This window comes from Mycobacteroides sp. H003 (genome assembly GCF_001440135.1).
Lineage (GTDB): Bacteria > Actinomycetota > Actinomycetes > Mycobacteriales > Mycobacteriaceae > Mycobacterium > Mycobacterium gwanakae.
This window is the reverse complement of record NZ_LJYL01000035.1, coordinates 1-25,975: the sequence shown is the minus strand read 5'-3', so window position 1 is coordinate 25,975 and position 25,975 is coordinate 1. Positions and strand designations below refer to the sequence as shown.

At 64.8% G+C, this 25,975-nt stretch carries 18 protein-coding genes; 11 read left to right on the top strand and 7 right to left on the bottom strand.

Going from position 1 to position 25,975, the window contains the following annotated elements:
* The 4 genes from AOT87_RS27410 to eccA all read right to left on the bottom strand — a co-directional run.
* A partial coding sequence (locus AOT87_RS27410; RefSeq protein WP_131727335.1) for a PE domain-containing protein occupies positions 1-169 on the bottom strand: 169 nt, incomplete at its 3' end.
* Positions 166-4,197, bottom strand: coding sequence for a type VII secretion protein EccCa (eccCa, locus tag AOT87_RS27405; protein WP_057968972.1), 4,032 nt, complete (start codon positions 4,195-4,197; stop codon positions 166-168). The genes AOT87_RS27410 and eccCa, both read right to left, overlap by 4 nt.
* Positions 4,194-5,744: a type VII secretion protein EccB gene (gene eccB / locus AOT87_RS27400; protein ID WP_057968971.1), complete on the bottom strand. Its 1,551-nt coding sequence runs from the start codon at positions 5,742-5,744 to the stop codon at positions 4,194-4,196. Before eccB ends, eccCa begins: the two co-directional genes overlap by 4 nt.
* Positions 5,741-7,603: a type VII secretion AAA-ATPase EccA gene (eccA, locus tag AOT87_RS27395; RefSeq protein WP_081343374.1), complete on the bottom strand. Its 1,863-nt coding sequence runs from the start codon at positions 7,601-7,603 to the stop codon at positions 5,741-5,743. The genes eccB and eccA overlap by 4 nt, the downstream gene beginning before the upstream one ends.
* 397 nt (positions 7,604-8,000) lie before the next feature.
* Between eccA and AOT87_RS27390 the strand changes: the two genes are divergently transcribed.
* On the top strand, positions 8,001-8,714 hold the full coding sequence (locus AOT87_RS27390) for a siderophore-interacting protein (RefSeq protein ID WP_057968970.1): 714 nt from the start codon (positions 8,001-8,003) through the stop codon (positions 8,712-8,714).
* Positions 8,715-8,740: 26 nt separating this feature from the next.
* Here AOT87_RS27390 and AOT87_RS27385 read toward each other — a convergent pair whose 3' ends face one another.
* Positions 8,741-9,055, bottom strand: a complete 315-nt coding sequence (locus AOT87_RS27385; protein ID WP_057965294.1) for an SDR family NAD(P)-dependent oxidoreductase — start codon at positions 9,053-9,055, stop codon at positions 8,741-8,743.
* Positions 9,056-9,371: 316 nt separating this feature from the next.
* Between AOT87_RS27385 and AOT87_RS27380 the strand changes: the two genes are divergently transcribed.
* The 7 genes from AOT87_RS27380 (at position 9,372) to AOT87_RS27350 (ending at position 17,518) form a co-directional block, all read left to right on the top strand.
* Entirely contained in the window at positions 9,372-10,115 is a 744-nt protein-coding gene (locus tag AOT87_RS27380) for a GntR family transcriptional regulator (RefSeq protein ID WP_057968969.1), read from the top strand.
* An 8-nt stretch (positions 10,116-10,123) separates the two neighbouring features.
* The gene (locus AOT87_RS27375; protein ID WP_030095683.1) at positions 10,124-10,351 is read left to right on the top strand and encodes a 4Fe-4S dicluster domain-containing protein; all 228 of its coding nucleotides are present in this window, start codon (positions 10,124-10,126) and stop codon (positions 10,349-10,351) included.
* A gap of 13 nt (positions 10,352-10,364) precedes the next feature.
* Entirely contained in the window at positions 10,365-11,762 is a 1,398-nt protein-coding gene (locus tag AOT87_RS27370; protein ID WP_057968968.1) for an ABC transporter substrate-binding protein, read from the top strand.
* Positions 11,759-12,637: an ABC transporter permease gene (locus AOT87_RS27365; RefSeq protein WP_081343375.1), complete on the top strand. Its 879-nt coding sequence runs from the start codon at positions 11,759-11,761 to the stop codon at positions 12,635-12,637. Before AOT87_RS27370 ends, AOT87_RS27365 begins: the two co-directional genes overlap by 4 nt.
* Positions 12,634-13,377 carry an ABC transporter ATP-binding protein gene (locus AOT87_RS27360; RefSeq protein WP_057968967.1) on the top strand — a complete coding sequence of 248 codons (744 nt, stop codon included), beginning with the start codon at positions 12,634-12,636 and terminating at the stop codon, positions 13,375-13,377. Before AOT87_RS27365 ends, AOT87_RS27360 begins: the two co-directional genes overlap by 4 nt.
* A complete protein-coding gene (locus tag AOT87_RS27355; RefSeq protein WP_057968966.1) occupies positions 13,377-16,058 on the top strand; it encodes a fumarate reductase/succinate dehydrogenase flavoprotein subunit in 2,682 nt (893 codons plus the stop codon). Before AOT87_RS27360 ends, AOT87_RS27355 begins: the two co-directional genes overlap by 1 nt.
* Positions 16,059-16,156: 98 nt before the next feature.
* Positions 16,157-17,518, top strand: coding sequence for a salicylate synthase (locus AOT87_RS27350; protein ID WP_057968965.1), 1,362 nt, complete (start codon positions 16,157-16,159; stop codon positions 17,516-17,518).
* Between the two features lie 70 nt (positions 17,519-17,588).
* Here AOT87_RS27350 and AOT87_RS27345 read toward each other — a convergent pair whose 3' ends face one another.
* Positions 17,589-19,253, bottom strand: a complete 1,665-nt coding sequence (locus AOT87_RS27345) for an AMP-binding protein (protein ID WP_057968964.1) — start codon at positions 19,251-19,253, stop codon at positions 17,589-17,591.
* A gap of 99 nt (positions 19,254-19,352) precedes the next feature.
* On the opposite strand from AOT87_RS27345, the gene AOT87_RS27340 reads away from it, so the two are divergent.
* The 3 genes from AOT87_RS27340 to AOT87_RS27330 are packed head-to-tail and all read left to right on the top strand — an operon-like array spanning position 19,353 to position 25,211.
* Complete coding sequence (locus AOT87_RS27340; RefSeq protein WP_057968963.1) at positions 19,353-23,729, top strand: non-ribosomal peptide synthetase; 4,377 nt, start codon at positions 19,353-19,355, stop codon at positions 23,727-23,729.
* A complete protein-coding gene (gene mbtG / locus AOT87_RS27335) occupies positions 23,726-25,015 on the top strand; it encodes an NADPH-dependent L-lysine N(6)-monooxygenase MbtG (protein WP_044104714.1) in 1,290 nt (429 codons plus the stop codon). The genes AOT87_RS27340 and mbtG overlap by 4 nt, the downstream gene beginning before the upstream one ends.
* Positions 24,996-25,211 (top strand): MbtH family protein, encoded by a 216-nt coding sequence (locus AOT87_RS27330; protein WP_030095693.1) that lies wholly within the window; start codon positions 24,996-24,998, stop codon positions 25,209-25,211. The genes mbtG and AOT87_RS27330 overlap by 20 nt, the downstream gene beginning before the upstream one ends.
* 4 nt (positions 25,212-25,215) lie before the next feature.
* On the opposite strand, the gene AOT87_RS27325 is transcribed toward AOT87_RS27330, so the two are convergent.
* Positions 25,216-25,975 (bottom strand): ATP-binding cassette domain-containing protein (locus AOT87_RS27325; RefSeq protein ID WP_131727351.1); only part of this gene is annotated, 760 nt, incomplete at its 5' end.

Here is a 25,975-nt window from a genome sequence, read left to right as displayed (position 1 = left end):
GGGCACTGAAACCGGCCGCGGTCTCCAACGACACCGGATCGGCCGCCGGCGGTACCACCGCACCGATCACCGGCGCGGCAGCAGCATGTGCGGCCGCCAGACGCGCGGTCAGCGCCTCCACCGCAGCACTAGTGGCAAGCAGACCTTCCGGAATGACATTCAGATTCATCGTGGGTACTCCCTTCCTTGAGCAGCGTGCTCACTGACGAATGGATTAACGGTCTGTACATATGTCGGGACATCGTTATCTGACAACAGAACGCCGCGGCCCGCAGGCAGACGCTCGAAGCGATGTCCACGGATACGGCCACCGTCTTGCGGGCTACCGCTGAACATCAGGGTGTTGGCCTGCAGTTCGTGGAAACGGCGCAACATGGGGTTGGTCATCAGTATGTGCCCGGAACCGGTGGCACGCGCGGTGATGATCACGCGCAGGCCGAGCTCGCGAGCCTCGGCGAGCAGGCCCGTGATCGGGTTCCAGGGACGCTGCCCGATGTATGGACCGCTGACGGCGGGCGCATCGGGAATCTGGTCGACGTCATCGATGATGAGGTAGTGCCGCTGTGCGGTCACTCCGCGTGACACCCAGTTGTGCAGTTCCTCGGGGGACAGTCCGGCCGGTGGCCGGCGCTTCTCCAGGAGGGCACCCAGGCCCATCATCGCCGGGGTGATCCGGTCGATGTTGGGGGTGTACTCGTTGTCGGGGAACAGCGGCTCATCGACGAGATGTAGACGCCGGTCCAGGACGGTGAATGCCACCTCGTCGGGTGCCGAGTGCTCGCGGACCGTACGGATGATGTGCCGCAACAGCGTCGTCTTGCCCGATCCGGTATCGCCCAGCACCATCAGGAGCGGGTTGTGGGCGAAGTCGAGAGCCACTGGCGCCAGATCCTGCTCGCGCTGACCGATGACCACCTGCTCGCGTCCGGGGTACAGCGGACCGATGGCGTCCGGTGCCAGGTCTGCCGGCAGCAGGCGGACGGCAGGAGCCTTGGCCCCGGGGTAGTTGGCGTTGACCGATTCCACGTCCTTGGCGTCGGACGCCGCGAACAGGAAATGCTCGGCCTGCATGGTCAGGCCGCGTCCGGGCTGATCGTGCGGCACGCTCTCGGCGGGGCGGCGCAGCGCACCGGGTACCCGCACGTTGCTGTCTGCCGAGTCGTGCAGCTTGAGTTCCAGACGTAGCCCGAGAGCATCGCGCATCGCGAGCGGCACTTCGATCCAGTTCGGTGTCGTGATCACGACGTGGATGCCGTATGACAGCCCGGCGTTGGCCAGTTCGGTAAGGCGGGCCAGCAGCGGATTCCGGGTGTTGAACTGATCGGTGTTGTCGCGGCTGAACGCGTACAGGTTGTCCACGATCAGGAACGTCTCGCCGTACCCGTCGTCCAGTGTGCGATCGCTGTCACGCAGTGTGCGCAGCTGACTCACCGAGGCGATGCCGCGGTCGCGGAACAGACGCTGGCGATAGGCCAGAAGCTGCTCCAGCTCACCGAAGGTGCGCCGGATGCGTTCGGGCTCCAGGGCGCTGGCGACGCTGCCGACATGTGCCAGTCCTTCGAGCGCGTGCAATTGCCCGCCGCCGTAGTCGATGCAGTAGAACGTGACATCGCGGGGGGAGTGCGACGCGGCCGCCGACAGCATGAACGTCTGCAGGGCAGTCGATTTCCCGGACTTCGGGCCACCGTGAATGATCACGTTTCCGGCCGCCGAGGTCGCGTCGAAGATCAGCGGATCGCGACGCATCTGGAACGGCTTGTCGATCTCGCCGAGCGGCCAGCGCAGCTGGCGTGCCGGGATGCCGTTCTGGCTCAACACACTTGCCAACGGGATCGCGGTGTCCAGCGGCGGCAGCCACAGCTCGGGTGCACGCGGACCCACCTTGGCCAGCTGGGCGCCGACGGTGGAGATCAGCTTGCGTGCCGGTTGTTGTGGCTGGTCGGGTCCACCCTTGACGATCACTGTGGTCGGATCGGTGGCCACCGGCAGCGCCGTGAACGGCTTGGGCTGCGGAGTGGCGTGGATCTCGATGGTGGTGGTCCTAGACGGTGGCTCGTAAACGCCGTCGACATAGGTGCTGCGGAACTTGATGGGCACCGCCCCGGGGGCGGGCACCAGGAAACCAACGCCCTTGTGGTCCTTGCCCGATTCGATGTGATACGCGTCCTCGGTTCCGATGATCTGCCGAGATGCGCTGGGGCTGGCCACCTTCAGACCAATGCGGTACGAGGTGTTCTTGTCGATGTCCTTGATCTTGCCGACGTCGAGGGTCTGTGACGCGAACAGGATGTGAATCCGGAACGAGCGCCCCTTGCGTGCGACGTAGTCGAACAGTTCGGCGTACTCCGGATGATCCTGGAGCATCAGGGTGAATTCGTCGGCGACCACGAACAGCGTGGGGATGGGGGGCAGGTCGTGGCCGGCCGCGATCGCATCCTCGTATTCGCGGACCGAGTTGAAGGCACTGCCCTGTACATCGCGGCCGGCCTGCTTGAGCAGGTTCTCGCGCCGGGCAACCTCGCCACGCAACGTGTCGGCGAAACGATCCGCCAGAGAGCGCTTCTCGGCCATGTTCGAGATCACGGCGACGACTTGTGGGAAGTCGCGGAAGATATCGGCTCCCGCTTCACCCTTGAAGTCCGCGTAGATCACGATGAGGCGGTCGGCCGAATGCGTTGTCAGCAGTGACAACAGAATCGACATCAGGCTCTGGGACTTACCGGAGCCGGTCATGCCGATCATCAGTCCGTGCGGTCCCATGCCGCCCTCGGCCTCGTCCTTGAGGTCGAACATCAGCGGCTCGCCGGAGGCGGTCACGCCGATCGGCACGCGAAGCTCTTCGTCACGCGTACGCGGCGACCACAGGGCAGGCACATCCAGCTGGGACGCGTCTTCGATACCGAGCAGCGATGTAAAGGTCGCACCACCGGTGGCGGCCGATCGCAGGCCCGGATGCGTCGGATTGGAATCCCAACGGGAGAGCCGCCGGGACACGTGCGATGCGGTTCCGAGCGTGAGCTGATCGGCCTCGTCGATGTACGGCTGCCAGTCGTTGCCGTTCCACCGGGTGATTCGTGCGCTCACGCCGTTCCGATTGACCTGCAGCACAGGACGTTCCGGGTTGAGGTACTCCGGAAGCTTGGTGGCGCCGTCACTTCCGTCCGCCCGCTGAATGACGGTGACGCCGTCCAGTCCGGTTGCCGGGATCGGCGAGTTAACGCCGTTCAGATCGTAGGTCGGGTCGTCGAGGATGATCAGCAGATGTTTGTGGGCGCCGGATTCGGCCCCGAACAGCGCGCGCTCGGACAGCACCGGCTTCAGTGCCTCGAACAGCTCGGCACCTGTGCGGCGCAGGTAGCGTGCCGGGCCAACGCCGTCGACCTCACCGCTGATGTCCACGTGGGGAAGCCATTTGAGCCACGACCAGTCGCTGTCCTCCACACCCGGGCCGGCCATCGCCACGGTCAGCAGCGTCGGATCATGGAAAGTGGCTGCCTGGGTCACCCAGGATCGGATCGAGGCGCGGACGATGTCGTCATCGCCGAGCACCGTGATGCGCGAAACCTTGTTCAGGTCGATGCCCAGCGGTGCGCTGCGCACCGTGCGCTGGGTGTCCAGCAGTCCGCGTAACGCGCTGTGGCTCACCGGCTCCAGATCGATCTCGTCGGCGATGTCCTTGACGCGTACCGGACTGGCCAGGGGGAGATCATGACGTCCGGCGCGCACTACCAGGTAGTCGTCATCGCCGGGGTCGCGTTCCCACTGACGCCGGGTGCCGGGAACAGTGGTGAGCTCTTCGGGATCCGGGTGCGACCATTCCAGCGCCTTGCGCTGCTGTGTGGCGTGGGTGCGCAGATTTTCACGAATCACCGACAGGTACCGCAGGTAGTCGGCGCGCTCGGCGTCGACCTCCTCGGTGCGGACCTTGTCACCGCCTCCGCGGTACAACGCGGTCGCGGCCAGCAGGAGCACAAACGGGAAGAACAGCGTCTGCGGGGAGATGAGCCGGATCCCGGAGGCGACCAGTGCGACCACCATGCCGACGATCAGGATCACGATCACAACCGGCATGGCGCGGCGCAGGAACGATGGCGGAATCACCCGAGGCAGTTGTGGTGGTGCCTCTACGGTCACCGTGGCATCGGGTATCGCGGGAGGCGCTACACGCCGATGGGGTTCGAAAATGAGACGGCTCAACGGGACTCCTGTGCCTGAGCAGATGGGTTGTCGGTCTGGATGCGCGTGGCCGGCCGATCGGTCGGAGCCAGGCTGTCGTGCGCGAGCAGGGCATCGGCACGTGAGAGCGATGGCCCGGAGGCGAACAGATCCAGAATCGACGAGGGGATGGTGAGTGCGGGCTTGTGCAGGCCGAGTGCCTCGAGGGTCTTGTCGCCCTCGGCCTCGGTATCGATGCCGTAACGCACACCGGTATCGGATATCCACTGGTACCCGCCGCCACCGCCGGGCTGTACCAGGTATCCGATGCCGGGAGTGATGGCGACCCGCGTCGGGGTGGACGCGGAGGAGATCAGCTGCACGGTGTGCGCCGAATCAGAAAGGGGCAGAACCGAACCCGCAAGTAGCGACCACGAATCCGAGGAGGCATCGGCCGTCCTGGTGAACCGGGAGCACAGCACCGGATCCTCGTTGGCGGCCAGCGGCTTGATGGCGGCGCTGGGGAACACCCTGGTATCGATCGCCGAGGACGTCGGCAAGTGCGCCGTCTGGTCGGCGGTCAGCCGCGGTGGCTGTTCCAGACCATATGAATTCGCGTTGCGCAGTACCGATGCGATCACCGGTGAAACCTGTTGCACGCCATCGGCTAGCACCGCGTAGTACACCGGAGTGTTGTCGGTGGAGGAGCTCACCAGCACCGAGCCGATGGGCGCCGTGACCGGCAACGGATAAGCGGTCGGCGTCCCGGCTCCCTGGATGGGGGGAACCACGAGTGCCGGAGCCTCGGGAACGGCATTGAGCAGGCGGGTGGTCACGGGGCGCACGGCCGGTGGCGCGGTGAGGCCCAGAGCGCTCGTGACGGCGACATCGCCGAGGTTGAGCGCGCTGCGCTTCCCATCCCACAGCAGCCAGGTACCCGCGTCAGAGGACACCACCGCGGCACGGTCGCGGGGGAGGTCGAAGGCCTTGTCCCCACTGGTATCCAATGCTCCGGCGATCACGGTCACGGCGCGGTTTTCGGTGGATTCGCACACCGCCCAGGCGGCATCGGTGCTCTTGGCCTGCACCATGCGCTCCGGTGCGCCCGGAATACCGATCAGGTTTCCGCGCGGAAACTGGTCGAGCTGAGTGCTTTTGACCATCGTCGGATCCACGGACTTGCCTGCGATGAGACGGGCCGAGGTGAGGTTGAGCACCGGGTGCAGGTTGTCACCCACCCGGACATAGAGCGCCGCGGTCGACCGGTCGGCTAGCACCGGATCGGTACCGGCAATACCGGAGGGACGCAGCAGGCTGAAGACGAAGCACCCGACAAGTCCGGTGACGACGATGACGGCGCCCATGCTGAATGCGCGGGACTGGGTACGCAGCGGATCAACGAGCATCCGGGCGTCGTGTAGTGCGACGCCAGATGCTATGCGACGCATGACAAATCGCCATCCGGTGACCTGATGCCCGGTGACGAACCCGCGACGGTACTTCAGTGGTTCGGGGTTCTCACTGGCCGGAGTGCGTGATGCGAAGGCCCGGCGCTCGGAGTTCGCGCTGTTGTCTCGGTTATCGCTCATTTCTGGACCGGCGTCCCGGGAGCCGACAGCCCGAGGCCGGCGACGATGGCCTCCACCGATGCCTGCACGTCCTCGAAGGTGACCGTCATGAGATCGTCATCGCTGAATTCTTCGGCGCCTGAGTTGTCAAGGCGGTGTTCACGTTCCTCCTCGGAGCGTTCCACGACGTTACGGACGAATCGACCGTTACCGGCGACGTCGATGCTGCGGCGTGCGATGCCGCGGGTATCGGGAGCCTCTGCGGCACACATCGCCGAGAAGGCGGTGAGCAGCGCGTCAGCGGCGCCCTCGTCGAACTTGCTGTCGCGCACGGACGCCATGGCCGATGCGATTTCGACGAGCTCCGGCGGTGCGTACGAGGGAAATTCGATGGACCGCGTGAAACGGGAGCGCAGACCTTCGTTGGTGTCGAGGAACTGGTCCAGCTCGGCGCGGTATCCGGCGACGATCACGACCAGGCGGTCGCGGTCGTTTTCCATGCGGGCCAGCAGGGTGTCGATGGCGACGAGACCGAAGTCATTCTTGGCGCCGGTGGACACCAACGCGTATGCCTCATCGAGGAACAGCACACCGTCGAGCGCGCTGTCGATGACAGCGTTGGTTTTGGCTTCGGTCTCACCGATGTGCTGACCGATGAGGTCGGCGCGGTGCACCTCGCGGACGTTCTCGCGCTTGAGAAGCCCCAAGCCGCAATAGATCTTGGCGACCACACGGGCGATGGTGGTCTTACCGGTGCCGGGAGGGCCCGCGAACACCAGGTGGTGGGTGCGGTGGCCAACGGCAAGTCCGCGATCCTGCCGCCGCAGCGCCATGGCCACGGAACTCTTGAGTCGTGAGACCTGGTCTTTCACCTGCTCCAGGCCGATGAATTCGCTGAGCTGTTGCTCGGCCTCGGCCAGCAGGATCGCCTTGCGCTCGTGAGCCTCAGGATCGATGAAATCCTCTTCGGTGGGCTCGGTTTCGGGGTCCCAGGGATCGGTACGGGCAGCGATGCGCGCGGCGGTCGTGGTGTGCAGACCCACACTCGGATCGGTGAGCGCATGCTCGATCTCGGTGTTCTCCGGATTGGCCGCGTACAGATCTTGGAGCACCTCGGTCGCGGTCTCTTCGTCACCGTGGTGGCGCAGGTTGAGCGCCTTGGCCAGTGCGCCGTCGGTGGCTGCCACCTCGATGGGACCACTGGGGTCTTCGAGGTAGGAGAGGGCGGGATTGACCATGCCGAGCTTGGCGAGGGCAATACCTAGGGTGATCCGTACGGCGTGGGACGTGGTGGGGTCCAACGACGCATCGGTGACAACTGGGGTCAGCAGCGTGACGACATCGGACCAACGTTCGGCCCGATTCTGCATGGCGACAGCGGCCCAGCGGGCGTTGAACCATCCGGGGCGTCGCTCGGTTACGGCGGCGATCAGCTCGGCGGCCTTGACGTAGTCACCCTTGTCCACGAGGGCCGCCGCGTAGGCGAGGTGATAGTCGTCGGGTCCGCTGGCACGGAACTCGAGGTAGAGCCCGGTGTCGTAGAGGAAGGTGAGCTCGCCCGGGTGCAGGTTCACCGCATGCTGAAGATGCCCAGCGGTCGCCGCGGTCTCGGAGATCGCCTCCAGCACGTCGACGGTGGCGCCCCCGGAGGCGGCCAGGCCGACCCAGACATCACAGTGATCCTGAGCCGTTCGGCACAGCGACGTGAAGCCGTAACGCGCTGCTGGCAAATCTGCAGGACGCCGCCTGTCATTAACGGACAGACCGAGCGCGCGGCAACAGGTTGCGAATCGGCTCTCTAGTTCCGGGTCGATGCGGGCTGACGGATTCACCGCCGGCGCCGCACGGTCCAGCTGGCCAACTCGTTCACGAATATCCACTTACAGCCCTTCACCCGATCGACACGCTCGCTGACTGGAGTAGTCGGGTCGCGAACGTGAATAGTTCCTCGCCTCTATGTCCGGAGCAGCTGGCAAACTTGAAGCACATCGCCCACCCTCGGCACCGCCACTCCATATTTGGTAGCGGTGATCACTTCGGTGTTCTAACCCATCAGCAATGAACACTGGTGTGACTGTCGCCACACCCGGGCGTTCGAGTTGATTAACTCGTTCGCGAGTGCTCATCTACCGCCTTTGTTCATGGCACCGTTGCCTGCTCGGCAAGAGATTAGCATTCCCTTACCTAAGTGTCGATGGCTAACCCTAGCCCTGCGCAGGTCAGAATGGTTAGGCTAGCCTAAACTAAAAGCGCACTCAGCGAATCGAGGAGGGTGTAATGCCGAGCACAGTGACGCAACCGACACGTGGGTGGCAAGGCGCGGTTCTCAAATTGTTCCGGGCCGGCGATTTCCAGCTAACAGTGACCGGCCGGCGCGAGCTGACCGACAACTATGTGAGGCTCAGCTTCTCCGCGGGCGGCCTGCTGCAGGACCGGGACATTCACCCGACCATGTGGATCCGGTTGTGGTTCTCGGACGGGGAGAAGCTGCACCAGCGCGGATACACGCTGGTCAACCCGGATCCGCAGGCCGACACCGTCGATATCGAATTCGCGCTGCACGACGGGATGGCGGCGCGCTGGGCGCAGGCGGCCCTGGTGGGAGACACCATCGAGGCCACGGTGTTGGGCAGCCACTTCGAGCTGCCCGTTCCGGCTCCGCGCGGATACATCATCGTCGGCGACACCGCGTCCCTGCCCGCGATCAACTCCCTGCTGGAAGCAATCGGCGACAGCCCGGCCACGGTTTTCCTGGAGGCCGCGCATGAGAGCGACAAGACGCTGCCGGTGAATGGGAGTGCGGTCTGGATAGATCGCCACGGCGACCGATCGCTGGTCCAGGTGGTGCGTGAGGCTGCCTTTGATGCCCCCGATTTCTTCGGATGGGTGGCATGCGACACCCGGACCACTCGCGAGGTGGCGCAGGTCCTCAAGGATCACTACGGCATACCTCGCAGGGCGATGAAAGCCCAGGCCTACTGGATGGCCTGAGGGAAGGGTGCCGCCGTTGATCGGCTCTAGGAAGCAAGCCGCAGTCGCGGCATTTGCCGTCCTGCGGCAGCATCCAGAATCGTGGTGACGGTGCCGAAGCGATCGGTCGCGCGCCGGCACAGCTCGCGTAGCTGGCGCGGATCGGCGGCGTCGGCGGCGATGGCCATGACCTCATCAGCGTCATAGCCGTGCAGCATCCTCGTCAGATCGGTGGCGTGTCTGCCGCAGATGACCACCCGGTGCCCGTTGCGCACCAGTATCCGCACAATTTCGCGCCCGCTCGGGTCGTCGGCGTTGAGGACGACGACAACATCGGGGCCGGGGGTCGTGTCGATCTGCATGTCCTCATTGAGCCAGCGATTCCTGGATATCGGGTGTGAGCGCCATGTGGATTGGTTGGATGACCTCCGCCGTTGATTCCATTCACGCCGAGTCCGCGGGCCACGCCCTCACGCGCTCATTGCGATCACTCTGAATCCAATCCGGCGCCGCGCACGACGGTGGCGCAATGGTGCACATGCGAGCGTGCGTTGCAGGTAGGGGCGGGTGGGAACCGGCGCATTGAAGCCGACCTGACAGATATCGAATTCATCCGCCAGATGGCCATTGAGCTGGCCTTTAGCGTGTGGGCGAGGTTGTCTCACGTCAGGAGGACTGGTGGCCGCTGCCGAGCCCACGCCATTGCGCCGCCCGCGCGCCGATCAGGCGCGACTGGTGGCCGATGTGCTGCGCCACCAGATCCACGCCGGTGCATACGCCGATGGCGGCCTACCGAGCGAGCACGATCTGGCCGCGGAGTTCTTCGTCTCGCGCAACACGGTCCGCGAGGCGCTGACGACGCTGAAAGAGGAAGGCCTCATCGAGCGGGGTCCGCGTACCGGTACCCACGTGGCGCTGCGGAAGTACGAGCACGGCCTGGACGCGTTGCTGGGGCTGAAAGAGACATTCAAGGGATACGGCGAGGTCTGGAACGAGGTTCGCGTCATTCAGGAGGTGAACGCGCCTCCCGCGGTCGCACACAGGTTGCGCCTTGATCCCGGCGCGCGGGTCATCTTCATCGAGAGGTTGCGATACCTCGGAGATCTACCGCTGAGCCTGGACAAGACCTACCTGACTTTGGATGTGGGGGAGGCGGTCATCGAGCACCAGCTCGAGAGCAATGACGTCTTCGCCCTGATCGAGCGCGTCACCGGACACAGATTGGGATCGGCCAACTTGGCCCTGGAGGCGGTCTCGGCGGATTCGCATTCGGCCGCGACGTTGCAGGTACCCGATAACGCACCGCTACTGCTCCTGGAACGACTGACCCACCTCGACGACGGGACCCCCGTCGACCTCGAGTACATCCGAATGCGCGGTGATCGAATCACTTTGCGCAGCAATCTACTAAGGGATATCTGAGGCTTCGCATGACATTGGTCAACAACCGTATCGACGTTCCGGTCACCATCGACGAGTCGCTGTGCATCGAGGGCTGCACGTTGTGTGTCGACATCTGCCCCCTGGATTCGCTGGCCATCAATCCCGAAAACGGCAAGGCATTCATGCATGTCGATGAGTGCTGGTACTGCGGACCGTGCGCGGCTCGCTGTCCCACCGGTGCAGTCACCGTCAACATGCCCTATCTCATCCGTTAAGTCAGGACAGCTCATGAAGAGAACAGCCCTTCTCTGCGCACTTCTTCTCACCGTCGTCACCGGCTGCTCGCTGGATTCCGGGTCCGGCTCGGCCAATGAAGTGACAGTCGTCGTCGGATACCAATCAAAGACCATCAACACCGTGACCGCGGGCACGCTGCTGCGGGCCCAGGGCTACCTCGAGAAGCGGCTCGCCGAGGCCGGATCGCGCACCGGGACCAAGTACACGGTGCAGTGGCAGGACTATGACACCGGAGCGCCGATCACCGCGCAGATGCTCGCCGAGAAGATCGACATCGGCTCGATGGGCGATTACCCGCTGCTGATCAACGGATCCAAGACCCAGACCAACGAGAAGGCACGCACCGAACTCGTGTCGATCACCGGCTACAACGCCAAGGGCGCACTCAACATGGTTGTAGTGCCACCGAATTCACCGATCACCACGCTGCCCGAGCTGAAAGGGAAGAAGGTGTCCGCCAGTGTGGGCTCGGCGGGGCACGGCACGTTGGTGCGCGCGCTGCGCAACGAGGGTCTGGACCCGGCCAAGGATGTCGAGGTGTTGAACCAGCAGCCGCAGGTCGGTGCCTCTGCGCTGGAATCCGGTCAGGTGCAAGCGTTGTCACAGTTCGTGGCGTGGCCGGGGCTGCTGGTCTTCCAGAAGAAGGCCAAGCTGCTCTATGACGGTGCCGAGCTGAACGTTCCCACCTTCCATGGGGTGGTGGTGCGCCGTGACTACGCCAAGCAGCATCCGGAGGTGCTGGACGCCTTCCTGCAGGCTCAGCTTGATGCAACCGATTTCATCCACGAGAAGTCTCTGGAGGCGGCGCGCCTCGTGGCCGAGGGCAGCGGCCTGCCGCAGGAGGTGGTGTACCTCTACAACGGGCCCGGTGGTACATCGTTCGATACCACCCTCAAGCCCTCTCTCATCGAGGCCTTCAAAAGCGATGTGCCCTACCTGAAATCGATCGGTGACTTCGCCGATCTGGACATCGATCAGTTCGTGCAGGATGGACCGCTGCGCCAGGCCTACACGACGCGCGCCAAGAACTACGAAACCGAACTGGCGGCCAAGGCCAATCCGCTGGTGCTGCAACCGGACGCCGGGGCAGATCCGGGCCAAGCCGCCGAAATCTGGTTCGATGGTAAGGAATCCACGCAGGTATATGCGACGGCGCAGGAGCTGTTGAAGGCCGTCAACGCGGCGAACGCGTCCGGCCAGAAGATTCGCGCCGCCTATGTCTCCGATGCCGAGTTGGGTACGCGGTGGTTCGCCGATCATGCCTGGTGGGTTCGCGACTCGGCCGGGCTACGTCCGTTCACCACGAACGCGGGTGCCACCCGGTACATCTCTACCCATCCCGGCGCGACACCCTTGGACTACGCACAGGCTCTGGCGGCGGCATCATGAGCAGCCTGCCCATCCTGGAGGCGCGACCGCGAGCGATCGCCGTGCCCCCCGCCGGTGACCGGATCGGCGAGGCCGCGAGTACCCGTCGGCAGGGTTCTCGATACCTGGCCTGGGGTATCCGGGCCTCGTCCGTGGCTGCGGCGGTACTGCTCTGGCAACTCTTGACGGTCAACAAGGTGCGTTTCGGTCTGCGATTCGACACTCTTCCCACGGTCACCGAGATCGTCTCGGCCCTCGCTAAACATATTGGGACCGAGCAGTATTGGCTGGATCTTGGCCAGTCCACCATTCGGATTCTCACCGGTTTCGGCCTGGCGGCGGTGTTCGGCGTCATCACCGGAATCTGGCTGGGGCGTTCTCCGCTGTTCGCGAACATCGTCGGCCCGCTCACCGAGTTGGCTCGCCCGATTCCGGCGATCGCGATCGTGCCGGTGGCCATCCTGCTGTTTCCCAGCGATGAGGCAGGGATCGTGTTCATCACATTTCTCGCGGCCTACTTCCCCATCATGGTGAGCACGCGGCACGCGGTGCGTGCTTTGCCCACGCTGTGGGAGGACTCGGTCCGCACCCTGGGCGGCAGCCGCTGGGATGTGCTGCTCCGGGTGGTGCTGCCCGGCAGCCTTCCGGGAGTCTTCGGCGGTCTCTCGGTAGGCATCGGCGTCGCATGGATATGCGTGATCTCCGCCGAAATGATCTCGGGTCGTTTGGGTGTCGGGTATCGGACGTGGCAGTCGTACACGGTGCTGGCCTATCCCGATGTGTTCGTCGGGATCATCACCATCGGCGTTGTCGGATTCCTGACCTCGGCGGCCGTCGAGCTGGTCGGTCGCCGGGTGACGCGGTGGTTACCCCGCGCCGAGGAGGCGCGCTCATGAGTGCCTCCACCCTCGTCCTTGACGGGGTCACCCTCGGATACGGCGGCCGCACCGTCGTGAACCGTCTGAGCCTGACGGTGCGCCCCGCGGAAATTCTTGTCCTGACCGGACCGTCGGGTTGTGGCAAGTCCACCGTGCTGCGCGCGCTGGCCGGGCTGCTCGCACCCGACTCGGGCACCATTCACGCCGACGGCGAGAAGGTTGTCACCACCTCCCGGCACCGTGCCATGGTGTTCCAGGACAACGCGTTGTTGCCCTGGCGCACGGTGCAATCGAACGTGGAGCTGGCCCTCAAGCTGGGCGGTGTGCCGCGTGCGGGGCGGCGCCAGGCGGCGCAGACCTGGATCGATGACGTCGGTCTGACGGGCTTTGAAGACTACCTGCCCAAGAGCCTCTCGGGTGGCATGCGCCAACGTGTTCAGCTGGCCCGCGGCCTGGCTGGTGCTCCGCGTGCGGTCATGATGGACGAGCCGTTCGGAGCACTCGACGCTCAGACTCGCGCCAGCATGCAGCGCCTGCTGATCGATACCTGGCGCAGCCATCCCACCACGGTGGTGTTCGTGACACATGATGTGGACGAGGCGCTGCTACTCGGCGACCGAATCGCCGTCCTGGGCCGCGCTGGTCAGCCGCTGCGTGCGCTGCTGGATGTTCCCGATCCCCGTGAGGCCGACAGCGATCGGAGCGCGCTGCGCGCCGAAATCCTGGCCGCGCTGAACCATACGGAGCTTGTCGCCTGATGCAGATCCCTGAACTTGACAGTGCCATCCGGCTGGACTGTGACGTCCTGGTCATCGGCGGTGGAACCGCCGGAACCATGGCGGCGCTGACCGCGGCCGAGAACGGCGCCCAGGTGATTCTTCTCGAGAAGGCACATGTGCGGCACTCCGGTGCGCTGGCGATGGGTATGGATGGTGTGAACAACGCCGTCATCCCCGGCAAGGCCGAACCCGAGGACTACGTCGCGGAGATCACCCGCGCCAACGACGGCATCGTGAACCAGCGCACCGTGTACCAAACGGCGACACGCGGTTTCGCGATGGTGCAGCGCCTCGAGCGCTACGGGGTCAAGTTCGAGAAGGACGAGCACGGTGAGTACGCCGTACGGCGCGTGCATCGATCGGGCTCCTACGTGTTGCCGATGCCCGAGGGTAAGGACGTCAAGAAGGCGTTGTACCGCGTGCTGCGGCAGAAGTCGATGCGAGAGAAGATTCGTATCGAAAACCGCGTCATGCCGGTGCGGGTACTCACCGATGAAGGCAGAGCTGTGGGCGCCGCGGGTTTCAACACCCGCACCGGTGAGTTCGTCACGGTCGGCGCGAAAGCGGTGATCCTGGCCACGGGGCCCTGTGGCCGCCTGGGTCTGCCCGCCTCCGGTTACCTGTACGGCACGTATGAGAATCCGACCAACGCGGGGGACGGGTACGCGATGGCGTACCACGCCGGGGCCGAGCTGTCGGGCATCGAGTGCTTCCAGATCAATCCGCTCATCAAGGATTACAACGGTCCGGCCTGTGCGTATGTGGCCAACCCATTCGGCGGCTATCAGGTGAATGCCCAGGGAGAGCGCTTCGTCGACTCCGACTATTGGTCCGGCCAGATGATGTCCGAGGTCAAGAACGAAATCGAGTCTGCACGCGGTCCCATCTACCTCAAGGTGACTCACCTGCCGGATGAAACGTTGTCGGCGCTGGAGAGCATCCTGCACACCACCGAGCGGCCGACCCGCGGCACCTTCCACGCCAACCGCGGACATGACTACCGCACCCATGACATCGAGATGCATATCTCCGAGATCGGTTTGTGTAGTGGTCATTCGGCGTCGGGCGTGTGGGTGGATGAGCATGCGCGCACCACGGTGCCCGGCCTGTATGCGGCCGGGGACCTGGCCTGCGTGCCGCACAACTACATGATCGGCGCCTTTGTGTATGGAGACCTGGCCGGTGAGCATGCTGCCTCGACGCTGTCGAAAACGCCTGCACCGCTGGATTTCCCCGTCGACCAGGTCAAGGAGGCGCATGAGCTGATCTACCGTCCGTTGCGCCACCCGGACGGGCCTCCGCAGCCTCAGGTCGAGTACAAGCTTCGCCGCTTCGTCAACGACTATGTGGCCCCGCCAAAGACGGCGGCCAAGTTGTCATTGGCGGTGCAGACATTTGAGCGAATGGCCGACGAGGTAGGTCAGATCGGCGCGCGCACCCCGCATGAGCTGATGCGGGCGGCCGAAGTGTCGTTCATCAGGGACTGCGCCGAGATGGCGGCGCGCTCGTCGCTGACTCGCACCGAATCACGGTGGGGCCTCTACCACGACAGGGCAGACCTGCCGGACCGTGATGACGAGAACTGGCGCTATCACCTCAACCTGCGGAAGACCTCTGACGGCGCCATGGACTTCGTGAAACGGCCCGTCGCACCCTATTTCGTCCCGGTTCCGGGTCTCGACGACCTACCGTCGGGGGAGACCGATCCGATCCCAGTGCATCAGCCCGAACTGCTGGGCGGAAAGGCGCCCGCCGCTCGTCTCTCGAACGTGATCGCCGCCGAGGCCGAGCAGCCGCCGTCGCCGCGGATCGCCGCGGTGCTGTCCTTGGAGGCGCCCACCGTCGAGGAGCTGCTGCAGTACCTCGACGACGACGATCCGGGCGTGCGCCGCACTGCCATCGCCTCGCTCACCGAGCACATCCCCACGGGTTACGAGGGGGCCCTGTTGAATGCGTTGGGGGACAGCGATGCGTCCGTGCGCCGCACCGCCGCCGACGGAGTGCGCGAGCTTGTCGAGGTACTCGAGGATCCCGCCGCGATTGGCGATCATGTCAGCGCATCCGATCCGTTGGTGCGTAGCACCGCGCTGTACGTGGCGAGTGCCCGGAAGGTCGGTGACCCCGCCGCCTACGTCGCGTCGGTGCGCGACTCAGATCACCGGGTCCGGATCGAGGCCGTACGTGCCCTGGTGTCAGTGGACGACGCGGTGTCCATCGCCACCGCTGCCGAAGATGAGAACCGTGAGGTGCGGATTGCCGTAGCCAACGGGCTTGCGAAGTTGGCTGCCGGTAGCGCGACGGTGTGGATGCTGGTGCGTGACCGCGACCCCTTGGTGCGGGCCGCGGCGTTGACGGCTGTTGGTGCGCTGGGCGTCGACGACCAGATCTTCGATGCCGTACGGGAGGCGCTGAAGGCTCCGGCCTGGCAGATCCGTCAGGGTGCGGTGCGTGCGTTGGCCGGAGCGGATCCGGGGCAGGCCGTACCGCCGCTGGCGCGCGCCCTGGACGATCCACATCTGGATGTACGGAAGTCGGCGGTGTTGAGCCTGAGTCAGTGGGCCTCCACGGAGCCCACCGTCCGTGACGCGCTGACCGGTGCGTTGCAAGATGGCGACGCTGACGTGAGAGCCTATGCGCGACAAGCACTTGCGGCCGGCTGACAGGAGCGCCAAAGCACACTAGATTGGGCTTGGCAACGTGGCGGAGGTCATGTACGGGCGGGTACCAGGGCCACTTAGCATAGGCTAGGCTTACTCAGGTGTCGAAGATGAGTACGGTCGTAGATTCCGGTATCGGCGCCCAGACCTGGGTTTCTGTGCAGGAGGGGTTGCCGGACGGTTTCGCGCCGGCCGACCTCGCCGGCGTTCTCGCGCAGGAAATCCCCGAGCGCAACGGCGACGAATATCTGATCTACGAACGTGATGGCGAGTGGGTGCTCGCCATCGGCGCCCGCGCCTCCGTCGAACTCGACAGCGACGGACTGCGCATCATCCGTGACGGGGCCGTGGAGCAGCGCGGTTGGTCGGGGCATCCCGGCGCCGCTCTGGAACAAGCCGTGAATGAGATCTCCGACGGCGTGCACCGCGTCTTTGGGTGGGTTGCGTTCGAGTTCGGCACCTACCGCTTTGGCCTGCAGCACCGGCTGACCCCCGGCACGCCGATGGCTCGGGTCTTCGCCCCGCGCGCGGAGGTCGTGATTACCGGTGACGGAGTGTCGGTCTGTGAAGAGAGCTATGTCGACGAGATTCGGCGGGTGCTCGACCAGGGCGCCCCGCCCGCGCCCGCGCCGGCGTCGATCGACCTGATTCCGGACCCATCCGACTACCGTGGCCGCGTGGGCATCGCTACTGCCGAGATCCGATCGGGCCTGTACCACAAGGTGATTCTGTCGCGGCGTGTGGAAGTGCCGTTCGCTATGGACTTCCCGTCGACTTACCGTCTGGGCCGTCACAACAACACGCCGGTGCGTTCGTTCCTGCTGCGGCTCGGCGGCATTCGCGCCCTCGGCTACAGCCCTGAACTCGTGGCCGCCGTGGAGGCCGACGGCACCGTGATCACTCAGCCGCTTGCCGGAACCCGTGCATTCGGCCGGGGAGAGGACGCAGATCGGGTAGCGCGCGACGACCTGGAATCGAATGCCAAAGAGATTGTGGAGCACGCGATTTCCGTGCGCAGCTCACTCGCCGAACTCGGTGAGGTGGCCGAAACAGGCAGCACGAAGGTGACAGACTTCATGACCGTGCGTGAGCGCGGGAGCGTGCAGCATCTGGGATCGACCGTCAGTGGGGAGCTCAGTGCCGGGATGACCCGGATGGATGCGCTCGAGGCGCTCTTCCCGGCCGTCACCGCCTCGGGTATCCCCAAGGCGGAGGGCGTCGATGCCATCCTTCGGCTCGACGACCATCCACGTGGCCTCTACTCCGGCGCGGTGCTGATGATGTCTCCAGATGGCGGACTGGATGCGGCGCTGACGCTACGCGCGGCCTACGAGCAGGACGGGCAGGCCTGGCTGCGTGCGGGCGCGGGCATCATCGAGGCATCGACGCCGGACCGCGAGTTCGAAGAGACCTGCGAAAAGCTCGGAAGCATTGCGCCTTACGTGGTTCAGCGCGAGGGGTAATCGTCTGCCGCCGGTCGCGCACGCACAACGCGTGCTTGAGTGGCTGAGATCGCACCCGATCGGCTGAGGCTTAGCCCGTCAACGAGGCGAGCAGGGCGCGTTTGTCGATCTTGCCCACTGCGGTGAGGGGCAGCGAGGGGACCGCCACCAGTTTGTCGACTCGCGAGTGTGCGGCGGCACCGCGGTCCTGTAGGTGCTGATTCAGCTCGGCGGCCGCAACCGGCTTTCCCTTGAACACAATTGCGGCACAAACGATCTCACCGAGATACTGATCCGGTAATCCGACTGCGGCGGCGGCGTAGACCGCCGGGTGAGTCTGTAGGTGCGATTCGAGGTCCAATGCGGCGATGGACTCCCCGCCGCGCAGGATGACGTCCTTGATGCGACCAGTGACTTCCAGATAGCCACCCGGTCGCGCCCGTACCCGATCGCCGCTGCGGTAGAAGCCGTCGGCGGTGAAGGAGCGCATGTTGTCGGCCTCGGCGCGGTAGTACCCGTTGAGTGTGTACGGACCGCGGACCAACAGCTCACCTGCCTCACCCGGGGCCACCTCGGCGCCGTCCTCGTCGACGATGCGAACCTCATCGGCCTCACACATGGGTCGGCCCTGGGTGTTGTCGAGGACGTCCGAGGGGTCTCCGGGACGGGTCAGGCACAGTAGGCCCTCCGCCATACCGAAAACCTGCTGCAATCCCGGGGTGAGTGATTCTCGAACCGTGCGTGCGTCCTCGGCGCCGAGCTTCGCACCGCCCACCTGAAGCAGCCGCAGTGTTTCCGGCAGCACGGGCTCCCAGGCGGTGGCCTGTGCCCAGAGCTGGGCGAGCGATGGCACCAGCGCCGTCACAGACACCCGGTGGCGCGCGATGGTCTCAAATGCCGACTCCGGGCTCGGGTCCGAAAGGAAAACCGTAGTGGCACCTGTGCTTATCGCGCCGATGAGACCAGGACAGGCCAGTGGGAAATTGTGACCGGCGGGCAGCGCCACGAGGTAGACGTCGTCCTCGGTGAGGCCGCACACCTGTGCGGCCCGCGACGCGTTGTAGACGTAGTCCTCATGGGTGCGGGGGATGAGTTTGGGTGCTGCGGTGGTGCCACCCGAGACCAGCAGCAACGCCGGGTGGTCCGTCTGCGCTGTCGGTAGGTTGCCTTGAACCTCAACGCTTTCCAGCAACCGTGACCAGGCGGTGAAGCGGTCGGGGGCACCGGCAGGTACGTCACCATCGATCACGATGTGGCGCAGGCAGGCATGCTTTGTGGATAGCTCGACGGCCAGTGCGCTGTAGTCGAACCCACCAGCAGAATCGGTGATCACCAGGGCGACAGCATCGGCCACCTCGATGAAATGAGACAGCTCGGCGGCCCGGTGTCCCGGCAGGCACATGATCGGTATCGCGCCAGCACGCATCAAACCGAAGAATGCGACGGCAAATGATGCCCGGTTGGGAAGCTGCAGCAGTACACGGTCGCCGGGAGCGATGCCCAGTCGGATGAAGGCATGCGCCGCGCAGTCAGCGGCCACATCGAGCTCGCGGTAGGTCATCGCGTGGTGTTCGTCGATAACCGCGGGATGATCGGCACGTCTGGCGGCGGTCGTGCGCAGCAGCGACTCGACGGTCCTTCCCGTCCAGTACCCGGCCGCGCGATACGCGTCGGCACGCGCCGCGGGAAAGGGTACAAAGCCTTCCGCCGCGGCCGCTTCAGCCGAAGGGATGGGGGTCGATGTGGCCTGAGTCATCGCAGCTCCTCGTGGGTGACCCCTCGCAGTCTAGATAGGGTAGCCTCCTCGTAGTTAGGGCAGCCTGTACTAAGAGCGAAAACGCGAGGTGAGATCGAGTTGCGCACCGTGAGCGATGGTGGCGTCGAGGTGGACGTCACCAGCCGAAGGGCGTCGGCAGGCCTCGATCCCGATGCCGCGCCACGGCTATCCGCGGGGCAGCACCGCATATGGTTCGCCCACGGGGTGACGCCCGCGCTGATGAACCTGTGCCGTTCGTACCGGCTCAGCGGTGAGGTGGATATCGAGAGATTGCGGGACGCTGTCACCGCGGTGGTGGCCCGCCACGAGACCTTGCGCACGACGTTTCGTACCGGTGCCGATGGCGACCCGGTGGCCGTGCTGCACGACGACTTACCGGTTCGATGGGTCGAGCACGATGTCAGCGACCTTGCGGGCACCTCGCAAGAGCTCCGGCTGGGCGTGCTGGCACAGCGTGAATTCGCGACTCCGATCGATCTGACGACGGAGTCGCCGTTGCGCGTCACGGTCATCCGCACCGGCGCCGCAGAACATGTCATGCTCGTTGTCGCCCACCTCATCGCATGGGACGACGACTCCTGGTCGGTATTCCTTGCCGATCTGACTACCGCGTACGTACACGGCGTGATTGCGGAACCACTACCGGTACGGCCTCCGCACGATGGGGCGGATCAGGCGGATCTCGAGTACTGGCGTGACGAGATGGCCAATCCTCCTGAGCCGCTGGAGCTTCCGGGCGTCAATGGTTCGGTGGCTGCGAGCGACTGGAAGGCCGCACGTTGCACGGCGCGTCTTTCGGCCTCGGTCATGGGCCGCGTCGAGCAACTTGCGCAAGAGTCGGGCACCACACGGTATGTGGTGTTGTTGGCCGCGTATTCAGCGCTGCTGCATCGGTATACACATGCCGAAGACTTCCTGGTGGCCGCGCCGGTTCCCACACGGGAAGCTCACGCACAGGGCAGCATCGGGCACTTCGGGCACACCGTCGCGCTCCGCATGCGTCCGCACAGCGGTGAGAGCTTCCGGGATCTGCTGGCGAATGCACATCGGACCACTCTGAACGGGTTTGCCCACCAACGGGTGAGTCTGGACCGCGTGGTTGCGCGCGTGGGCTTCGCGATGGGTGCCGATTCCGCCGCCCGGTTCTGCCCACCTGGAATCCACTGTGAAAGAACATCATTGGAAGGACAGGTGGCATACGTGCCGCTTGGCCTGCGGATCGAAACCGGGCTCGATGGCGCCGACGTGGTGGCCGAGTACCTGGTGGACGTGTTGGATGAGCGTTTGACCACGCAGATGCTCCGTCACTTCGCCAATCTGCTCGACTCCGCGCTCGCCGATCCGAACCGCCCGCTGGCCAGTCTGGATCTCATGGACGGTCGCGAAGCCCAGTGGCTGCGGGAGGTGTCGTCCGGAGAACTATTTGAGGCGGAGCCGACGACGCTCGGCGAGCTGGTGGCCGCCCGCGCGGCCGCACAACCGGATGCCACCGCGCTCGTCTACGAGGGGCGGCACTACTCGTATCGGGAAACCAACGAACTGGCGAACCAGCTGGCGCACTGGATCATTGGGCAGGGGATCGGTACCGAAGATCATGTCGCGGTGCTGCTGGACAAGTCGCCGGATTTGATCATTACCGCGCTCGCCATCGCCAAGGCCGGTGCCGTCTATGTCCCCGTTGATCCGAATTACCCCGCCGATCGCATTGCGCACATCCTCAGCGATGCGCAGCCGAAGTTGGTCATCCGGGAGCCGGTAACCGGTGTTGGGCAGTTCGACCCCCGTGAGCCGGTCGATGCGGACCGGGTGCGGCCGCTGACCGCCGACAACGCCGCCTATCTCATCTACACATCGGGTTCGACGGGCCTGCCCAAGGGTGTGACGGTCACGCATCGTCCGCTGACCGAGTACTTCAACTGGTTCCGTGCTGAGTATCGGGTCAGCGGATCCGATCGGGTACTGCAGGTGGCTTCGCCGAGCTTCGACGTATCAGTGGGCGAGATTTTCGGCATCCTCAGCTGCGGTGGCCGGCTGGTCATCCCGCGTCCGGGCGCACTCGGTGACGTCGCGTATTTGACGGAACTGTTGAACAGCGAGGGCGTTACCTCGATGCACATGGTGCCCTCGTTGCTGGGGCTGGTGCTGTCTCTACCCGGAGTCACGCAATGGAAATCGCTACGCCGGGTGCCGGTGGGTGGTGAGGCGTTGCCCGGTTCGGTCGCGGACAAGTTTCACGCCACTTTCGATGCGTCGCTTCATAATTTCTATGGTCCCACCGAGACCGTCATCAACGCCTCACGGTACAAGGTGCGCGGAATTCAGGGGACGCGGACCGTTCCGATCGGTACCCCCAAGATCAACACGCAGATTCACATCCTGGACCAGACGCTGCGACCGGTGCCGGTGGGGGTCATCGGCGAGATCTACATCGGCGGAACGCATGTGGCGCGCGGCTATCATCGGGCCGCCGGTCTTACCGCGCAGCGCTTCATCGCCGATCCCTTCGTTCCCGGGCAGCGGATGTACCGGTCCGGTGATCTTGCGCGGCGTAGCGCGAACGGAGACATCGAGTTTGTCGGTCGCGCCGACGAGCAGGTGAAGATCCGAGGCTTCCGTATCGAGCTCGGTGAAATCGCCTCGGCCATCGAGGTAGACCCGAGCGTCGGCCAGGCGCTCGTGGTGGTCGATGAGCTGCCGCACGTCGGCAAGCGTCTTGTTGCGTACCTGACTCCGGTCGGTGGACACGTAGTCGATCTCGATCGAATCCGTGCCAGGATTTCGGCTGCCCTGCCCGACTTCATGATTCCCGCGGCGTATGTCGTGCTCGACGAGATGCCCATCACCCGGCACGGCAAGATCAATCGGGACGCACTGCCGGCACCGGAGGTCGGGTCCGTGACCAGACGCCGGGAGCCGGAAACCGCGACTCAGCGACAGGTGGCGGCTCTTTATGCGCGCTTGCTCGGGGTTGCGACTGTGGGTGCGGACGACTCGTTCGTCGATCTAGGGGGCCATTCGCTGCTGGCTAGCAAGCTATCGGCGGCGATCCTGACCGAGTGTGGAGTCGGGGTGGACATCCGCGAGATCTTGGAGCGGGGCACTGTCGCAGGCTTGGCCAAGTTGGTCGACCAGCGTCGTAGCGGGCTCGTCGCGGATGACGAGGATCGCGAGGGCGAGCCAATCCCGTTGCTTCCCAGCGGTCGTCGCCTCTATGAGCATGGAAACCCGCGTCGGCTGGCCGAAACCCACGTCTTCTGGCTGCCCGAGGGCATTACCCGATCCACGCTCGAGGAACTTCTCAATGCGGTGGTCGGGGAGCACGAGGTGCTGCGCAGCCGGCTTGACCGCGAGCGCCTGGAGCTGGTTCCGCGCACGCGGCAGTCTCTCCGGTTGGTCGAGATTCTTACGGAGGATCCGTCCGATGCGGCCGGCGCCGAGATCGGCCGTGCGGTGGACCGACTCGATCCTGAACAGGGCTGGATGCTCTCGGCGGTATGGCTGCACCCTGAAGGCGAGCCCGGAGTCCTCATCCTCGTGGTGCATCAGCTCGCCGCTGACCCCACCTCCTGGCGAGTCATCATGCAGGAGCTGGAATCTCGATGGCAGTCGCTGGTGGCGGGTGCTGTGCCGCCCAACTCTCAGACCGGTGGTGGCTACCGCCGTTGGGCCAATGCGTTGGTCGCCGAGGCTCGGGATGTGGGCAGCCTGCCGTTCTGGATCGCCCAGCTGGACGGTGAGGATCCCCCAATTGGTTCGCGTCGAATAGAGCCCGAACTCGACAGGGAAGCCGATGTGGCGGTCACCGTCGAGTCCGCGCCGGCCGATGTCAGTGCGGTCCTGCTGAACTCGGGGATTCCGATGGAGCAACTGCTGGTGGCGGCAGTGGCACGCACCGTGGCCCAGTGGCGTCGCCGCCGCGGACAGGCCGCGGTCGAGACGCTGCTGGCGGTGCAGGTCTCCGGACGCGGGGACGCGACTGCTGAGACCGTGGGTCTGCTCGGTACGGCGTATCCGCTACGCGTGGGTGGCACCGATCCGCTGGGGATCGGACCGCGCGGTTTGGTGGAGCGAGTCGCCCGGCAGCACAGCGCGATGCCAGGGCGGACCATCGACTACGGGCTACTGCGATACCTGCGTGCCGACACCAGCGCGGTGCTGCGGCAGTATCGCGATCCGCAGATCCTGTTGAACTACCTCGGACACGATCGTGGATTCGAGGGCGACCTCCTACGCCGCGATGGCTTGCTTTCGGTATCGGGTTCGCCTGTGCCCGAGCCGGAATCGGCGGTGCGTCACGAGCTCAGCATTGCGGTGCTGATCATGGGGACCACCGAGGGGCCGTCCATCGGAACGCTGTGGCAGGCGGTCCCGGAGGTGCTCGAGCGCTCGGAGATTACCGAGCTGCAATCGATTTGGCACGAACAGCTGGGGATTCTGGCGAAGGAGCTATGGTGACGTCCACATTGGCAGTGATAGGCGCGGGAGCCAAGGCGGTGGCGGTTGCCGCGAAGGCGGCCGTGCTGCGTGAATGCGGGGTCGACGTACCCGATGTGGTGGCGATCGAACGTCAGCAGGTCGGTGCCAACTGGCAGGCGTGCGGTGGCTGGACGGATGGACAGCACCGGCTGGGTACCAGCCCCGAGAAAGATGTGGGTTTCCCGTATCGATCCGCCGTGGTGCCGGGGCGTAACGCCGAGATCGACGCCCGGATGATGCGTCTGAGCTGGCAGTCCTACCTCATCGCCACCGGCCAGTTCGCCGAGTGGGTTGACCGCGACAAGCCCGCGCCAACGCACAAGCGCTGGGCTGACTACCTGACGTGGGTGGCCAACACGGTCGATATGAAGGTGGTTCAGGGCGAGGTAACCAGTCTGTCTATCGATGACGACAGATGGGTTGTGGGTACCAACGACTGTTCCATTGCCGCCGACGCGGTCATGGTGACGGGGCCCGGGCAGCCGGAGCGTTCTGTGCTACCCGAGCACCCGAATGTCTTGTCGATCGCCGAATTCTGGCGCCGCTGTGCCGGATCAACACGCCTCACCGCAGAACGTGTCGCCGTGATCGGCGGAGGTGAGACAGCCGCCTCAGTGCTCAATGAGCTTTTCGGACACCGGGTTTCGACGATCACCGTGATCTCTCCCGGCGTCACACTGTTTACCCGTGGTGAAGGGTACTTCGAGAACGCGCTGTTCAGCGATCCGACCGGGTGGTTGCACCACACCATGGAGGAACGGCGCGACGCGTTGAACCGCACCGATCGCGGCGTGTTCTCGGCCCGTGTCCAGGAATCACTGTTGGCCGACGACCGTATCCGCCATCTGCGTGGCCGCGTGGCCCATGCCGTCGCCCTGGAAGACCGGATCAGATTGACGCTGCGCAGCGACCGTGCCGGCGAACCCTCCGAAACCGTCCATGGCTTCGATCTGGTGATCGACGGGGCGGGTGCCGACGCATTGTGGTTCCTACCGCTGTTCGACCAGAGCGCTCTTGACCTCATGGAGCTCAAACTGGGGGCCCCCGTGGACGGTAACGTCTTGCAGGAATCCCTTGGCCACGACCTGTCCGTCAATGGTCTGACTCCTAAGCTCATCCTTCCGACACTCTCGGGTCTGACCCAGGGCCCGGGGTTCCCCAATCTCAGCTGTCTCGGATTGTTGTCCGATCGAGTGCTCGGCGGGCACAGCAGTACCGAATCGGCTCGTCGCGAAAGGAAAACAAGTGAGTACCAACCCATTTGATGACGAGAGCGGCGTCTTTTACGTACTGGTCAACGACGAGGAGCAGCACAGTCTGTGGCCGACGGCCATTGAGGTGCCGGCGCAGTGGCGCGTGGCCTTTGGCGAGGCCTCGCGTGCCGATTGCGTCGAGTACATCGAGGCCCACTGGACCGACATGCGGCCGAAGAGCCTCCGCGACGCGATGGCGGGCAGCTAGCTAGCTAGTTGGCGTTTGTGGTGATGCGCCATCCGGTGGTGGATTCTTGTTGGCGCCAGAATTCTGAGAAGCGGCCTGCGAGAGAGCTGAGTTGGGTGATGGAGCCTTGTTCGATGATGTGGCCGTTGTCGATGAAGAGGACGTGATCGGCGTTGCGGATCGCGTTGAGCCGGTGGGCGATCATGATTTTGGTGCGGGGGCGTGGGTCGTTGTTGATGGCGTCGGTGATTGCGGTTTCGTTTTCGGTGTCCAGGGCGCTGGTGGCTTCGTCGATGAGTAGGACGGGGGCGGGTTTGATGAGTGCGCGGGCGATGCTGACGCGTTGGCGTTCGCCGCCGGATAGTGCGGTGCCGGCTTCGCCGACACGGGATTGTTCGGCATCGGGCAGCCGTTCGATGATTTCGTCGACGCGAGCTAGCGCCATCGCCCCGCGCGCTTCCTGGTCAGCGGCGGTGGGGTGTCCGACGAGAACGTTGTCGCGGATAGGCCCGTCGAAGAGGTAGGGGTGTTGGAAGACCATGCTGACCAGGGCGCGGCGGCTGGCGGTGTCTAATGTTGCGACATCGGTTCCGTCGATGAGGATTTGGCCGCTTTCTGGTTGTTGCAGTCCGGCGATGAGGGCGAGGATGGTGCTCTTCCCGGATCCAGATGGCCCAACGATGGCCGTGGTGCTCCCTGGTTCCAGGATGAAGTTGATGTCGTTGAGGACGTGTTCGCTGGTGCTGTCGTAGCGGAAGGTGACGTTGCGGAATTCGATGCGTGGG